This window comes from Methylomicrobium sp. Wu6 (genome assembly GCF_035916875.1).
Classification (GTDB): domain Bacteria; phylum Pseudomonadota; class Gammaproteobacteria; order Methylococcales; family Methylomonadaceae; genus Methylomicrobium.
Genome location: NZ_JAXUHN010000058.1, coordinates 20905 through 34812, shown reverse-complemented (window position 1 = coordinate 34812; position 13908 = coordinate 20905). Strand labels below are relative to the sequence as shown.

Below are 13908 nucleotides of genomic sequence, written 5' to 3'. Positions count from 1 at the left end.
TTTGTTTTTTTAAAGGCGTGGTGTTTAATAGCCGGTTCTCCAATTATATTGACTCAAAGACGCCATGATCAGAGAAAATCTGAACCTCATTCGTCAGCAAATTCGGGAATATTGTGTTCTTGGCAAGCGCCGCGAAGATTCGGTGCTGCTGTTGGCGGTCAGCAAAAACAAGCCCGCGCATGATATTGCCGAAGCCTATCGGGCTGGGCAGCGTCATTTCGGCGAAAGTTATTGTCAGGAGGCGTTGAAAAAACAGACGGAACTGGGTGTTTATGACATCACCTGGCATTTCATCGGCCCGATTCAATCGAACAAGACCAAGCTGATCGCGGCGCATTTCGATTGGGTGCATAGCGTCGATTCTTTAAAAAACGCAAAAAGGCTGCACGATCAGCGGCCAGCGGGCTTGCCGCCGTTAAATATCTGTTTGCAGGTCAATATCAGTGGCGAGGGATCGAAATCGGGCATCAGCCTCGAAGAGCTGCCGGTGTTGTGCGAGCAAGTGGCGGCGCTGGCTCGGTTAAGACTGCGCGGTGTGATGGCGATCCCTGCGCCGGAAAGCGATCTTGAACGGCAAAGACAACCTTATCGAGCCTTATGTACGACAGTGAAGCAACTGGCGAGGCCGGAACTGGATACCTTTTCGTTCGGCATGACCGGCGATTTAAAGGCTGCGGTTCTGGAAGGTGCGACGATCGTCAGGGTCGGCACTGCGCTGTTCGGGGCGCGCACAACACGCTCCGACTGATTTAAGGGCGTTATCAGACCGCTTGCGCTTCGAGCACCCTGATAATTTCCTCGCATTCGATCACTTTTTTACCGGAGCTCAAAATAAATTCGGCCAACGCGGTAATCGCGCGCCAGTGCGAACGCTGACTGATGAATCGATAGGCCGCCATGAACAGTTCGGCTATAAGCCGCTCTTTTTCCTGTGGCCCTACGATCAGGCAGTCCAGATATTCCTTGGCCAGAGCGACATCCGCCACGCCGCCGTAAAAGTGCAGTGCGTCAAGATTGACCAGGCGCGGATTGAAAATTTCATTGTCGCATAACGCAATATATTTGGCTTCGGCGAGCGGCCCGGCCAGAAAATTGACAATATCGGCCTCGAAAGCGGACTGATAGGCTTGCCGCTCGAGCGGCGAAAAGCGCCGCGTGGCTTCAGTCAGCGAGGACGGCAGCGTATGAATCAGGCGGCCGCCTTCAACCTTGGCAAAGCAGGCCATCGCATGAGAAATGGAATGTCTGGTCTGGCGCGGCCATTGTGTGTCATGCATCATATCCTTGATGATGATCTGAAAGAAAACCGGCGGCAATTGTTTTTGTTTGTTGCCGAGATAGATCGCGGCGGCGTGCCCTGCTTCGTGAATCGCGGTTTGTTTTCTCAGCGTTTCAGGGTGAGCCGGAATGTTGTTGATCAGTATCGCATTGTAGCGTTTCATGTCAGCCCCTTAAAAAGAAGTGCGGACCAGTGGCTGGTCCGCACCGAGAGAGGAAGGATGATAACTTATGCAGTTTTATGGCCTTGCAAAAGTCGAAGGAAAGTCTACCGGCACGATCCATGGTAGAAAATGCGACGGATTGACGCGCGGCAAAATGCCGCATAAATTGGCAAGAATCTTGCGTTATTAATTGGTTTGCCTAAGTGATATTCCGTATTTTCAATGGGTTACGCGATATAAGAGGGCGGCGCTTGTGTGATATGACCGAATCGCTACGGTATATGACATAGTTTTTTTAGGGTTTCAAAAAAACGCTTGTGATCAGAGAGCAGGCGGTCGCGCTCAGTCGAAAAATTATTTTTTTCTGAGCCGCAAGCAGTGCGGTTGCGGACTCAAATCGCGGATTGAGGTATAGGTCATGTCTACCCCGGAAACAACACATCATGGCGACGCATTAGGGTCGTGATGTCTTTTCGGTAAACGGATTGAACCGGCAGGCATAAGTTGCCCGGTTTTAAACCGCGTTCTTCGAGCGATTCGATTTCGGCATAGATAGTCTTGACGTCATAAATTTCCAGCGCGTGATAGATCGATGCGGTATCTTTCATGTCGAATTGTTCCGGTTGCTGCCCGTTTTTTAATTGGAATACCGCATCGTCGAGCAACAACAGTGAAGTTTTCTGGTCGAATGCTGCGGTTGTCAAAATAATATCGAGCATTTCCTGGACGAAAGCGCCGCTGTGCGCAGGTTTACGCAGGATAAACAGATAGCTTTTCATCGACTTTCAACCAAAGACCAGGAAGCGGTCGGCGTGCAGTGTCGCTTCGACCAGTTGACCGAGCCCCCCGATCCGGAAGCCCGCGGCCAGATCGTCATCCTGTTTGCCTTGGCGCTCGGCTTCGTCTAGGCACAGGAGACCGCGTTTTTGTGCGGCCGAAATGCACAGCACCAGATCGATGCGATGACGCTCCGCCAGCCTGCTCCATCTGGAGGTATAGTTGAATTCATCGTCGGGCGGCGTCGCGTATTTCAGACCGTGATAAATACCGTCATGATAAAAAAATACCCGCACCACCTCGTGGCCCAAAGCGAGCGCGGCCTCGATAAAGCGGTAAGCGCTATGGCCGGCGTTCGAGGCATAGGGGCCGGCGTTGATTTGTATCGCGAATTTCATAATCCTGACCGTTTTTTGCGGGTAGGTTAACACAATCGGGCGCACCGGTAAGCGCGGCGTTAAACCGGCTCATATCTTGCGCGAGTTTATTTTCCCTGGTTGGGACTTTACAATAACCCTACTTTTTGAAGATTTAGCACGGCATGTCCCCAAAAAAACGTTACTTATTGATATCGCTCGCCGCAATCTTGGCAGGCGCGGCCTGGTGGCTGGTCCCATCGGTGCTGGAAAAAGGCGGCGCGCTGTCGCCTGCGACCGTTTACACCCGCACGGCGGAAACCGGCGGCACCGAAAAGCCTTGTCCGGACGAGCATCCCGAATGGCGCAAGGCGCAAACGATCGACGGCGTCAGCATCGACGAGGCGCTGTCCTGCGATCCGGACAATCCGTATGACATCGCCGCGGCGGTCAAGGGCACCAACAACATCTCGATGGCGACCCTGATGCAGACGCGCATGGCGCAGGATGCGGTCGTCAAAAAAGACGACCTCGACGGCGACGGCGACCCGGACGTGATCGAAATCAAGCTCGAAGTGGTCGAATTGAACGGCGCAAGCCCGGACGGCGAATTCCTGATCAATACCTTTGACATTGCGCCGGGCATCAAGCCGGGGCTTTGGGTGTTCGCGCCGAAATCGCAAGGCATGGCGCTGAAGAACTTTTTTACGATGCAGGCCAATCCGATCTTGCGCGCGCCGTCGCCGACGATCAGGGTAGAGCAGGGCGATACGGTCAAACTCACGCTCGAAAACATCCATTATTTGCCGCATACGATCCATCTGCACGGCGTCGATCATCCGTTCATGACCGCGGCGGGCGAGGACAACGACGGCATGGAGGAGCATGCGGTGTTTCCGGGTTCCAGTCATACCTATGAGATGAAACCCCGGCATACCGGCACGATGCTCTATCATTGCCATGTGCAAACCGCGCAGCACATGATGATGGGGCTCAGCGGCATCTTCGTGGTCGAGGAAAACAAGCCGAACAACTGGGTACAGACTTTCAACATCGGCGCCGGCCAGGTGCGGCATCCCTCGGTCAAGGTCAAGGAAGACTACAGCCGCGAGTTTGACTTGCTCTATCAATCCCTCGACAAGAAATTGTCCGCGGTGATTCAGAATGCGAACGACACCCGCCTGATCGTGAAACGGATGAGCCGCGAGTACAACATCACCGAGTCGCATGAAAATTATTTCCTCTTAAACGGCCATTCCTTCCCTTACACGGTGCGGGACGGTTTGATCGCTGCCGGCGAAAACGAAAACATCAAGTTGCGCATCGCGAATGCGCAGCGTTCGCCGATGGCGCTGCATATCCACGGCCATAAGGTGACCGTGACCGCGACCGACGGCGTCGAGCGGCCCGAGGCGGTCAGGGAGACGCGCGACGTGCTCGACATCGCCCCTGCGCAGCGGCTCGATGTCGATCTAAAAACGGTCAACGACGGTCTGCACAGTTACGGGCCGGGTGTGTGGATGTTCCATGATCATGCCTCGAACGGCGAGACGACCGACGGCATGGAGCCGGGCGGCAATATCTCGCTGATCGGATATCAGGCTTACCTGGATGCGCAAGGCATGCCGAAGATGCATGGCGAAATGCTCGATGTCGCGTTCGATAAAAATTATTATGCAAAAAATCAGCCGCCCTGGGCAGTGGGCGATTTTACCGAAATGCTCGGCGAGCCGGGCCGGATCGAGCCGAACGTTTTGAAGCTGGTCGCGTTCGGCCTAGCGTGCGGCGCTGCGCTCGGACTTCTCGTTTATCTGATTTTTACCGGCTACAGGAGTCGTCAATGATGAACGCGAGGAACACCACCGTCGCCGCCGGCCTGCTTCTGATCGGCGGCTTGCTGCCGTCGGCTCGCGCAGAAATGATGCATCATCAGGGCATGATGATGGACGAAACCGGCATGATCATGAACGCGAATCCGGACCGGTTGCCACGCGACTGCCCGCAAATTTCAGAAACTGTCGAACTGACGATTCGCGCCGGCCACGAGCACGCGAAAAAGTTTCCCGGCAAGATGTTTGCCTACGACCAGCAGGAATGGAACGTCAAGCCCTGCGCGAAGATCAACATCACCTTCATCAACGATGACCATGTTCGGCATCAGATGATGATCCACGGTTTGCCCGGTTACCTCTATCCCGAAGGTATGCTGCATCTGGAGTTGTTCGGGCACGGACAATTGAAGGCCTCCTTGATCCTGCCGAGCCGGAAAAAGACCTATCTGGTGCACTGCGAGCTGCCGCAGCACCAGGAAAAAGGTATGAAGGCGCAATTGAAGGTCGACGGGGGCGACGGCGATTTGCCGAGTATTCCCGGTTTGACCGAGCCGGCCAAGGCCGATGTATATCCGGTCAATTGGAACCGGCAACATATCGGCATGGCGCTGTTCAGTATTCTGATCGGTACGCTGGCGCCATTTTTACTCCGCATCAAAAAAAATAAGGCGAAGAAAAACGAAGCATAAGCTGGGTCTCGGCTTAATTTACAATCTTCGTCAATGATGCGTCTATTAATGCAATCTGCACAATAACGTTCATTGGCGTTCCTTTTGCTCCAGAGATTTTTGGCATGCCATATTTAGGGCTTGCTTTTTGTGAGGGTAGCTCGTAAGCTCAGTTGGTATCTCTTCGGTTTAGGTTGTGGTACTGTTCCGGAGTGGGCTTTTGTTATAATTACCACAAATATAATAAGAAAATTGTGTTGCCCGGCATCTTTTCAGATAAAGTGTCGTTTAGGTCTGTCGTTGGCAACCCCATGATAATTAACCACTTAATCTTGGGTGGGGAGGAGGGTATGATGGGCAGATTCAGTTTTAAAAAAAAAAGCAGCAAGCAATCCGGCAAAGAGTCGGCGCAACAAAAAGAGGCGCCAGCTATTCAGCAAGCGAAGAAGCCGGCAGAAGCTCGGGATGAGCATCGGGCTTCCGCGGAAACGACCAAAAAATTTGCTTTTCTTCGAGACCGGTCCAAAACGGAGGCTTCGGCAGCGTTAGGCACTGTCCAGCCTGACTTGGTTACCAATATGAATGCCGAAGCCGACTGGCACATTAATCAGAAAAAGCCGAATATTTTACCGGGTTGTGATTCCGGACATCTGCTCCAGGATAAATGGGAGACGCGGGATCGAGCCAACAATTTCTATAATAAACAAGTGCTGGATTTTCTGGCTCCGAAAATGCAGGAGTTCATTAAACGCCAGGAGTTTTTGTTCATCGCGTCAGCCGACCGTAACGGTGAGTGCGACTGCACCTCCAAATTCGGCAACCCCGGTTTTATCCGGGTGTTGAGCGACAAATATCTTATCTATCCCGAATATCGCGGTAACGGCGTGTTCGCCAACACCGGTAACGTGCTCGAAAATCCTCATGTCGCCTTGCTGATGATCGATTTCACTCGTGATACCGTAGGGCTTCATGTCAACGGCAAAGTCAAAGTGGTTGCCAACGACGAGTTGCTGCAATTCAAGGATAAACTGCCCGAAGATGTGATTGAAGAGATTCATCAGGAAGGCAAGAAATGCCCGGAGCGCTGGGTCATGATCGAAGTTGAGGAAGCTTATATCCAGTGCTCCAAGCATATCCCATTGATGAAAAAGCTGGATAAAAAAATCGATTGGGGGACCGATAATGTGGTGGCAAAGGGCGGCGACTATTTCGAGTTGATGAATATCCCGCTATATAAGCGCATTGGCGGCGATAAAGTGATGGAAGTCGTTACCGATGCCTTTTACCGGAAAGTGCTCCAGGATGAACTGGTGGGTCATTTTTTTGAAGATATCGATATGGAAAGACAGCGTTTGAAACAGAAATCTTTTCTGAGCATGGCTTTCGGCGGGCCTTACCAATACAGTGCGCTGGATTTAAGAGAAGGCCATAAACAGCTGAAGGAAAAATATGGCCTGTCGGATCAACATTTCAATCGGGTATGCGAAATTTTTAAAGAAACGGTGAGCGAATTAAATGTTCCGCCTGACCAGATCGAGGAAATGATGGCGATTCTCGAAAGCACCCGCGATGACGTGTTGAACCGCTAGCCTCTAAATCATGATTCCCCCAATAGAGACAAGGGTGAGCGTATGAGTAAAGTCAAAACTTTGCTTCTGAATGGCAAAACATACGACTGCATGGTGGGGGAGACCGTGCTGGATGCGCTGATTCGGCAGAAGGTTTCCGTGCCATATTCCTGCATGAAGCAAACCTGCATGAGCTGTATGATCAAGCATTGAATTGTTCCCCGCCGATAAAATCGCAGATTAATCTGAAAGAAACCCTACAGTTGCAAAACAATTTTCTGGCTTGCGCCTGTGTGCCTGTGCGCGATATGGAGATCGTTTTGAATCAGGAAAAATTAACCACACAAGTGGTGTCGAAGGTCGTCGAGATCAATCGCCTGAATCATGCGATGATCGAATTAGTATTGCAGCTAGAGACCCCCGTAGATTTCCATGGCGGGCAGTCCACGCTGTTATTGAATTATGAACACATCGGCAAAAAATTTTCGATTGCCTCGCCGACCAGCGCCAGTACTCTCGGAAAAATGGATGTGCATGTCGAGCGGCTCAAAGGCGGCGCTTTTTCGGAGTGGATGCATAGCAGTTTGAAAATTGGCGACAAGTTGCATGTTTGCGGTGTCAGCGGAGAAATGTTTTATCTTCCGGGACATCCTGCGCAGCCCCTGCTGCTGGTCGGCTGGCACTGTGGTTTGACCGCTCTGATCGGCATTGTGCAGGATATTTTTGAGTCCGGCCATACAGGAGCGGTCTATTTGTTTCATAGCGTCGATTTTGACGATCATTTGTATTACAAAGCGGAGCTGCGGGAAATTGGCGAATATTTTCCTAATTTTCATTATGTCCCTTGTGTGCAGCAGGGAATTGTGCCGGAAGGAGGGTATCTCGGCGAGGTTGATCAAATCATAGCCAACAGACTTCCCGATCTGACAGGGTGGAGAGTATTTCTGTGCGGAAAGAGAAATCAAATACACACGGTCCAGCGCTACGCCTATTTGGCAGGCGCAACGATGAAGGGTATTTTTCTGGAAGTGACCTCAATCTGACATCGCATGAAGTGCAAGGGGGGATCATGGTGAGCAAGCAAAACGGCCTTGAAGCTGACGACAATTTTTTTTGGCAAAAAGCCTTTTTTTCCGGTCACAAGCATGCGCAACCGTTGCGCCGTACAAAAAACGATCTAGCCAAAGCGCACCGCCAGAAAATCGGCGATGCGGGCGCCTTGTGGCTGAATCAGCTGTTTGCCGGAGTTAACCCGAATCAGGGACTGGGCGATCATATGCGGGTCTTGAAAGCGGGTATGGTGGTCTATGAAATTTCGACGCAAAATCTAGCAAAGGAAACCATCATAGGACGTCATCCGGATGCCGATTTGCAGCTTGAATCGAACAAAATGGCGATGTTCCATGCAGTGATATTCAATCATCATGGCGGGCTCTATCTTGAAAGCCTGGATGAAGAGAATGGCACTCTCGTTAACCGGAAAAAATTGCCCTTAAAAAAACAGATTTTGCTGCACGACGGCATACAAGTCGATTTGCCCGATTACCGGCTGGAATTTTCGATTGCCGATGTAGAGGCTCCCGCGGATGCGGCCGAAGAGGGCCTCGAAACCTATGCGAAGGATGCTGTTCCTGACTTTTTTTACAAAGCGCCACCGCCACCGCCAAGTCCGCTGCTGATCAATCTGATCGAAGACCGGGGGTATTTAAAAATATGGAGCGAAGGCATTACCCAGTTAAAGATTGTCGATATCATTGAAGAAACGCATGATTGCAAAACCTTTCGCATGTCCGGCGTGCAACCCTTACTTTTCTCTTATAAGCCGGGACAGTTCATTACCTTCATTCTTGATATAAACGGCCAGGAGGTCAGGCGTTCTTACAGTATGTCGTCCAGTCCTTCCAGGCCGCATCTGCTGGAAGTGACGATCAAAAGGGTGCCCGGCGGACTGGTTTCGAACTGGTTTTGCGATCATGTCAAACTGGGCGACGAATTGATCGTGAAAGGGCCGATGGGGCGTTTTACCTGTTTTAATTACCCCTCGCCGAAAATGTTGTTTATCGGCGCCGGCAGCGGTATCACGCCGATCCTGTCGATGTGCCGGTGGATTGCCGACACGGCTTCGGATGTGGATGTCAAATTATTGGCCTCGTTTAAATCGCCGCCGGATATCATTTTTCGCAAGGAGTTCGAAATGCTCTCGGCCCGGTGTAGAGGTTTCCAAACGGCGATTACCGTGACATCGGGATGGAAGGGAACGGATTCCTGGACGGGCTTCACCGGGCGCATCAATCGACACATGCTGGCGATGCTCGTGCCCGACATTCTCGATCGCGACGTGTTTTTATGTGGCCCTGAGCCTTTCGCTGAAAATATTAACGAGATTCTGCGCGATCTGGGCTACGATATGTCCCGTTATCATACCGAGAGCTATGGCGCGGGCCGTTCTGCGCAAACGTCCAACGGTGCGGCCAGGTCCTTGCAGTTAAAAGGGCCGCTGCATAAAGTGAAATTTACCAAATCGGGTAAAATTGTCGATACCGATGAGCAGGTGACCCTGCTGGAGTTGGCCGAGGCGCATGGCATCGAAGTGGATTACAGTTGCCGCGTCGGTGGTTGCGGCGAATGCGAGATGAAATGCCGAGGGCAGGTGCATGTCAGTCCTGCCTGTGAGATTGATGAAAAAGCCCGTAAAGCGGGCTTTGTTTATAGCTGCTGTACGACGGCCCGCTCGGATTTGGAATTGGATATTTAAGCGGCGCGGCCATTTGAAAATGAATGACCGAGCGCTTCATCAACCATTAGGTTAAAAAACAGGATAGCGAATGAAATTACTCGCGGTGGAGACCGCAACCGAAGCGTGCTCGGCCGCGCTGTACCTGGATGGTGAAGTGCTCGAGCGCTATCAGGTGTCGCAAAGAGACCATGCGCAATTGATTCTGCCGATGATAGACGGCCTTATGAGCGAGGCGGGCTTGACGCTTTCTGCGCTCGATGCGCTCGCGTTCGGCCGCGGCCCCGGTTCGTTTACCGGCGTCAGGATCGCGACCGGCGTGATTCACGGCATTGCACTGGGCGGCGATCTGCCGGTCGTGCCGGTGTCGACGCTGGCGGCGGTCGCGCAGGAGTTTTTCGACAGAAACACCGATGGCTGCGATACGGTCTTCACCGCGATGGATGCGCGGATGGGCGAAATCTATTTCGCGGTGTATCGACAGAGAGAGACCGGGATTGCCGAATTGCTCGGCGAGGAAAAAGTCACGCCGGCCAGTGAGATCGTATTTCCCGACCTGACCGGCGCCGGCATCGGCACCGGCTGGGGCGTGTATCGGGAGGCGCTGCTGCAACGGTTGGCCGGGCGGGTCGGCCTGATCGAGACGGATAATCTGCCGCGCGCCGGCGCGATCGCCCGCCTAGGCGCGCACGGATTCGCGCTGGGCTTGGCGGTCGATGTCGAGGACGCGCAACCGGTTTACTTGCGCAACAAGGTCGCGAAGAAAGAATCGGAACGCTGACGGCGGCTGCTTTCAATAAACCATTCAACGGTTTGGCGCGTGAATACGGTATAATGCCCCATTGTTTGACGCCTTTTGGAACCATGGCCCAGTTTTTTGAAATCCATCCCGAAAATCCGCAATTGCGCCTGATTCATCGCACCGTGGAAATTATCCGCAACGGGGGCGTGATCGTGTATCCGACCGATTCCTCGTATGCGCTCGCCTGCCAGATCGGCGATAAGGCCGCGCTGGATAGGATCCGCCAGATAAGGCAGCTCGACGACAAGCACAACTTCACTCTGGTCTGCAAGGACCTCGCGCAGGTGTCCAATTTCACCAAGATCGGCAACGACGCCTACCGAATGATCAAGGCGCTGACGCCGGGCCCGTTTACGTTCATCCTGGATGCGACCCGCGAAGTGCCGCGCCGCCTGCAACACCCGAAAAAGAAAACAATCGGTGTCAGGATTCCGGATCATGCGATCGCGCAGATGCTGGTCACCGAGCTCGAAGAGCCTTTGTTCACGACCAGTCTGCTATTGCCCGGAGTGAGTGAGCCGCCGACCGATCCTTACGATATCCGCAAACGCCTGGAGCATGAGATCGAGCTGGTGATCGACGCCGGGATCATCGACTACCGCGAAACCACGATCATTGAATTTTCGAGCAGCGGCCCCGAAATCACCCGGCAGGGCATCGGCATCGCGCCGATGCTGGATTAACTGAGGATACCGCATATGATGAATGAATTGTCGCTGGTGCAGCGGATCGTGGTCTGGATACTGCCGGTGGTCTTTGCGATTACCGTGCACGAAGTCGCGCACGGCTGGGTTGCCAAAAAATGCGGCGATAATACGGCTTTCCAGCAGGGGCGGCTGACTTTGAACCCGCTCAAGCACATCGACTGGTTTGGCACCGTAATATTGCCGGGCCTGTTGCTGATGACCGGCACCGGCTTCATTTTCGGCTGGGCCAAACCGGTGCCGGTCGACGCAAGAAATTTCAAGAACCCGCGCAAGGACATGGCATGGGTCGCGCTGGCGGGACCGGTCTCGAACCTCTTGATGGCGGTCGGCTGGGCGCTGCTGGTGCGGATTGGCGTGCTGATCGGCGTCGAAGCGATTTCTTTGCCGTTGATTTATACCGGCGTCGCCGGCATTTCAATCAACTTGGTTCTGGCCCTGATCAACCTGTTGCCGATTCCTCCGTTGGACGGCAGCCGAGTGGTCACCGGGCTTTTGCCGAATTATTGGGCATGGCAGTATAATCGCCTGGAGCGTTATGGCTTCATCATCCTGTTGGTTCTGCTTTATACCCGGATTTTGAATGCGCTTCTGGAATATCCGATGTATATCGCGCAAAAGATGTTTTTTTCGATCGCCGGCATCTGAGTTTATGTGGATAAGCCGGACCATGGCCGAGCGATGAATGATTTGAGCCACGATTTCGTCCCGGAACGGGCGGCAGTGATTGCGATCGTGAACGGCGAGCCGTTCGAGCAATTGCCGGACGACCTTTACATACCGCCGAATGCGCTGGAAGTGTTTCTCGAGTTGTTCGAGGGGCCGCTGGATTTATTGCTGTATCTGATTCGGCGGCAGAACCTCGATATCGTCGAAGTGTCGATCGCCAATGTGACGCATCAGTACATTTCCTACATTCAGATGATGAGCGAGATGAACCTGGAACTGGCGGCCGAATACCTGGTGATGGCGGCGTGGCTTGCGGAAATCAAATCGCGGATGTTGCTGCCGCGTCAACAGGAAGCGGAAGAAGACGAAGAAGATCCCCGGGCGATCTTGATTCGCCGCTTGCAGGAATATGAATGCATCAAAAATGCCGCTGAAAATATCGACCGGATGCCGAGGCTCGAGCGTGAGCTTTTTACTTGCGTTGCCGATACCTCAAACTTGACTTTCGAAAAGAAGCTGCCTGACGTCACGATGAAGGAAATGTTGCTCGCATTACAGCAGGTCTTGAAGCGCGCCGAGCAATTCAGTCATCACCATGTAACCCTGGAGCCGTTGTCGGTTCGCGAACGCATGTCCACCATTCTGGGCAACCTGAAAGGCGCCGAAAGCCTGCGTTTTACCGAATTGTTCCTCCATAAGGAAGGTCGGCCCGGCGTGCTGGTCGCGTTTCTGGCGATACTCGAACTCGCCAAGGAAGGATTGATCGAAATCATTCAACTCGAGCCATTTGCCGAGATCAGCGTGCGCGGCGCCGCAGCCGCGATTCCGAACTAAACCGCCACCAATCGCCGTGGAAATCCAACGTATTGTAGAAGCCATTTTATTTGCCGCGAACCGGTCGATGACCTGCAAGGATATTCAGCAAGTCTTTCCCGAAATCGAACAACCGGAACTTGCCGAGATTCAGAACGCCGTCGATCAAATTGCCGCAGAATATCAATCCCGACCGGTCGAATTGAAACAGGTCGCGAGCGGCTACCGTTTTCAGGTTCGGCAGGAATTGTCGCGTTGGGTGCAGCGACTGTTCGAAGAAAAACCGCCTAAATATTCGCGCGCTTTGCTCGAAACGCTGGCTATCATCGCCTACCGTCAGCCGGTCACCCGCGGCGACATCGAAGATATTCGCGGCGTCAGCGTAAGCTCCGGCATCATCCAGACTCTGCTCGAGCGCGAATGGGTTCGGGTGGTCGCACATAAGGAAGTGCCGGGCAGACCCGGCTTATACGGGACGACCAAGCAGTTTTTGGATTATTTCAATATCAAGTCATTAAGTGAGTTGCCGACGTTGGAGCAGATACAGGAGCTCGAATTGACGCCGGAAATCACGCAAGCCCCTGAACAGGAAGCCAGTGAAAAACAGGAAACCCGAGAAGAACCAACCGAAATCAGAGAAGAGCCATCCGAAACCGTTCCGGAAACCGGCGCCTGAAGCCAGGCCGCCCATCAGGCCGAAAACCGTAGCGGCCGCGCAGGAAGAAGGCGCGGGCGAGCGCATTCAAAAAGTGTTGGCGCGCGGAGGCGTCGGCTCGCGCCGGGAAATCGAGCGTTGGATTCAGGAAGGCCGGGTAATGGTCAACGGCGCCGTCGCGGCCCTGGGTGCACGTTTGCAGCCGGGCGATACGCTGCAGATCAATGGGCGTTATGTCGATTGGCAAAAATTCGATCGTCAGCCGACCCGTGTGCTGCTTTATCACAAGCCAACCGGCGAAGTCGTTACGCGCCGCGATCCGGAAGGCCGTCCGGTGATATTTACGCAATTGCCGAAACTCGCGGCGGCGCGCTGGATCTCGGTGGGTCGTCTCGACATCAATACGTCGGGCCTGTTGCTGGTCACCAATAACGGCGAACTGGCCAACCGGCTGATGCATCCGAAAACGCAGATCGAACGCGAATATGCGGTACGCATTTTGGGCGAGGTGTCCGAGGCGACGATCGAAAAATTGAAACAGGGCGTCGAGCTCGAAGACGGTATGGCAAAATTCAACGAAGTCCGCTTTTACGCCGGCGAAGGCGCGAATAAATGGTACTACGTGACGGTCAGCGAAGGCCGTAACCGTCTGGTCCGACGCTTGTGGGAGTCGCAGCAGGTGGTCGTGAGCCGATTGATGCGGGTGCGCTATGGGCCGGTGGTGCTGCCTGAACGCTTGAAAGCGCATTCCTTCTATGAATTGTCCGATAAGGAACTGGACATCTTGTTTGAGTTTGCCGGTTTGCCCAGAGACAATCCTTCGGTTCAACCGAAAGCCGAATCCAAAAGCGGCAGGCCGGCCCGGTAAAAAATAATGTCTTTGAGACC

The 13908-nt window shown here is 53.4% G+C and carries 16 protein-coding genes; 13 read left to right on the top strand and 3 right to left on the bottom strand.

Annotated features, from left to right (window positions below; genetic code table 11):
* The first annotated feature begins 64 nt into the window (after positions 1-64).
* Positions 65-748: a YggS family pyridoxal phosphate-dependent enzyme gene (locus U2W12_RS06205; RefSeq protein WP_326499798.1), complete on the top strand. Its 684-nt coding sequence runs from the start codon at positions 65-67 to the stop codon at positions 746-748.
* 13 nt (positions 749-761) lie between these two features.
* Here the strand turns inward: U2W12_RS06205 and U2W12_RS06200 are convergent, their stop codons facing one another.
* From U2W12_RS06200 to tusD, 3 genes are all read right to left on the bottom strand, one after another.
* Positions 762-1442, bottom strand: coding sequence for a hypothetical protein (locus U2W12_RS06200; protein ID WP_326499797.1), 681 nt, complete (start codon positions 1440-1442; stop codon positions 762-764).
* A gap of 422 nt (positions 1443-1864) precedes the next feature.
* Positions 1865-2221 (bottom strand): sulfurtransferase complex subunit TusC, encoded by a 357-nt coding sequence (gene tusC / locus U2W12_RS06195; protein WP_326499796.1) that lies wholly within the window; start codon positions 2219-2221, stop codon positions 1865-1867.
* Positions 2222-2227: 6 nt separating this feature from the next.
* Positions 2228-2617, bottom strand: coding sequence for a sulfurtransferase complex subunit TusD (tusD, locus tag U2W12_RS06190; RefSeq protein ID WP_326499795.1), 390 nt, complete (start codon positions 2615-2617; stop codon positions 2228-2230).
* Positions 2618-2760: 143 nt separating this feature from the next.
* Here tusD and U2W12_RS06185 point away from each other — a divergent pair, with 143 nt between their 5' ends.
* The 12 genes from U2W12_RS06185 (at position 2761) to rluB (ending at position 13888) form a co-directional block, all read left to right on the top strand.
* Positions 2761-4419, top strand: coding sequence for a multicopper oxidase domain-containing protein (locus tag U2W12_RS06185; RefSeq protein WP_326499794.1), 1659 nt, complete (start codon positions 2761-2763; stop codon positions 4417-4419).
* Entirely contained in the window at positions 4416-5096 is a 681-nt protein-coding gene (locus U2W12_RS06180) for a copper oxidase (RefSeq protein WP_326499793.1), read from the top strand. The genes U2W12_RS06185 and U2W12_RS06180 overlap by 4 nt, the downstream gene beginning before the upstream one ends.
* A gap of 332 nt (positions 5097-5428) precedes the next feature.
* Positions 5429-6664: a pyridoxamine 5'-phosphate oxidase family protein gene (locus U2W12_RS06175; protein ID WP_326499792.1), complete on the top strand. Its 1236-nt coding sequence runs from the start codon at positions 5429-5431 to the stop codon at positions 6662-6664.
* Between the two features lie 42 nt (positions 6665-6706).
* Entirely contained in the window at positions 6707-6856 is a 150-nt protein-coding gene (locus U2W12_RS06170) for a 2Fe-2S iron-sulfur cluster-binding protein (RefSeq protein WP_326499791.1), read from the top strand.
* A 50-nt stretch (positions 6857-6906) separates the two neighbouring features.
* Complete coding sequence (locus U2W12_RS06165) at positions 6907-7686, top strand: FAD-binding oxidoreductase (protein WP_326499790.1); 780 nt, start codon at positions 6907-6909, stop codon at positions 7684-7686.
* A gap of 26 nt (positions 7687-7712) precedes the next feature.
* Positions 7713-9398, top strand: a complete 1686-nt coding sequence (locus tag U2W12_RS06160) for an FAD-binding oxidoreductase (RefSeq protein WP_326499789.1) — start codon at positions 7713-7715, stop codon at positions 9396-9398.
* A gap of 70 nt (positions 9399-9468) precedes the next feature.
* Complete coding sequence (gene tsaB / locus U2W12_RS06155) at positions 9469-10158, top strand: tRNA (adenosine(37)-N6)-threonylcarbamoyltransferase complex dimerization subunit type 1 TsaB (RefSeq protein WP_326499788.1); 690 nt, start codon at positions 9469-9471, stop codon at positions 10156-10158.
* Positions 10159-10241: 83 nt separating this feature from the next.
* Positions 10242-10862 carry an L-threonylcarbamoyladenylate synthase gene (locus tag U2W12_RS06150; RefSeq protein ID WP_326499787.1) on the top strand — a complete coding sequence of 207 codons (621 nt, stop codon included), beginning with the start codon at positions 10242-10244 and terminating at the stop codon, positions 10860-10862.
* 15 nt (positions 10863-10877) lie between these two features.
* Complete coding sequence (locus tag U2W12_RS06145) at positions 10878-11531, top strand: site-2 protease family protein (protein ID WP_326499786.1); 654 nt, start codon at positions 10878-10880, stop codon at positions 11529-11531.
* A gap of 33 nt (positions 11532-11564) precedes the next feature.
* Positions 11565-12386 carry a ScpA family protein gene (locus U2W12_RS06140; protein ID WP_326499785.1) on the top strand — a complete coding sequence of 274 codons (822 nt, stop codon included), beginning with the start codon at positions 11565-11567 and terminating at the stop codon, positions 12384-12386.
* A 16-nt stretch (positions 12387-12402) separates the two neighbouring features.
* Positions 12403-13041, top strand: coding sequence for an SMC-Scp complex subunit ScpB (gene scpB, locus U2W12_RS06135; RefSeq protein WP_326499784.1), 639 nt, complete (start codon positions 12403-12405; stop codon positions 13039-13041).
* Positions 12962-13888 carry a 23S rRNA pseudouridine(2605) synthase RluB gene (gene rluB / locus U2W12_RS06130; RefSeq protein ID WP_326499783.1) on the top strand — a complete coding sequence of 309 codons (927 nt, stop codon included), beginning with the start codon at positions 12962-12964 and terminating at the stop codon, positions 13886-13888. Before scpB ends, rluB begins: the two co-directional genes overlap by 80 nt.
* Positions 13889-13908 lie beyond the last annotated feature (20 nt).

Coding starts and splice junctions, on each gene's coding strand:
- U2W12_RS06205 (WP_326499798.1), top strand. CDS start 65: ATGATCAGAGAAAATCTGAACCTCATTCGTCAGCAAATTCGGGAATAT.
- U2W12_RS06200 (WP_326499797.1), bottom strand. CDS start 1,442: ATGAAACGCTACAATGCGATACTGATCAACAACATTCCGGCTCACCCT.
- tusC (WP_326499796.1), bottom strand. CDS start 2,221: ATGAAAAGCTATCTGTTTATCCTGCGTAAACCTGCGCACAGCGGCGCT.
- tusD (WP_326499795.1), bottom strand. CDS start 2,617: ATGAAATTCGCGATACAAATCAACGCCGGCCCCTATGCCTCGAACGCC.
- U2W12_RS06185 (WP_326499794.1), top strand. CDS start 2,761: ATGTCCCCAAAAAAACGTTACTTATTGATATCGCTCGCCGCAATCTTG.
- U2W12_RS06180 (WP_326499793.1), top strand. CDS start 4,416: ATGATGAACGCGAGGAACACCACCGTCGCCGCCGGCCTGCTTCTGATC.
- U2W12_RS06175 (WP_326499792.1), top strand. CDS start 5,429: ATGGGCAGATTCAGTTTTAAAAAAAAAAGCAGCAAGCAATCCGGCAAA.
- U2W12_RS06170 (WP_326499791.1), top strand. CDS start 6,707: ATGAGTAAAGTCAAAACTTTGCTTCTGAATGGCAAAACATACGACTGC.
- U2W12_RS06160 (WP_326499789.1), top strand. CDS start 7,713: ATGGTGAGCAAGCAAAACGGCCTTGAAGCTGACGACAATTTTTTTTGG.
- tsaB (WP_326499788.1), top strand. CDS start 9,469: ATGAAATTACTCGCGGTGGAGACCGCAACCGAAGCGTGCTCGGCCGCG.
- U2W12_RS06150 (WP_326499787.1), top strand. CDS start 10,242: ATGGCCCAGTTTTTTGAAATCCATCCCGAAAATCCGCAATTGCGCCTG.
- U2W12_RS06145 (WP_326499786.1), top strand. CDS start 10,878: ATGATGAATGAATTGTCGCTGGTGCAGCGGATCGTGGTCTGGATACTG.
- U2W12_RS06140 (WP_326499785.1), top strand. CDS start 11,565: ATGAATGATTTGAGCCACGATTTCGTCCCGGAACGGGCGGCAGTGATT.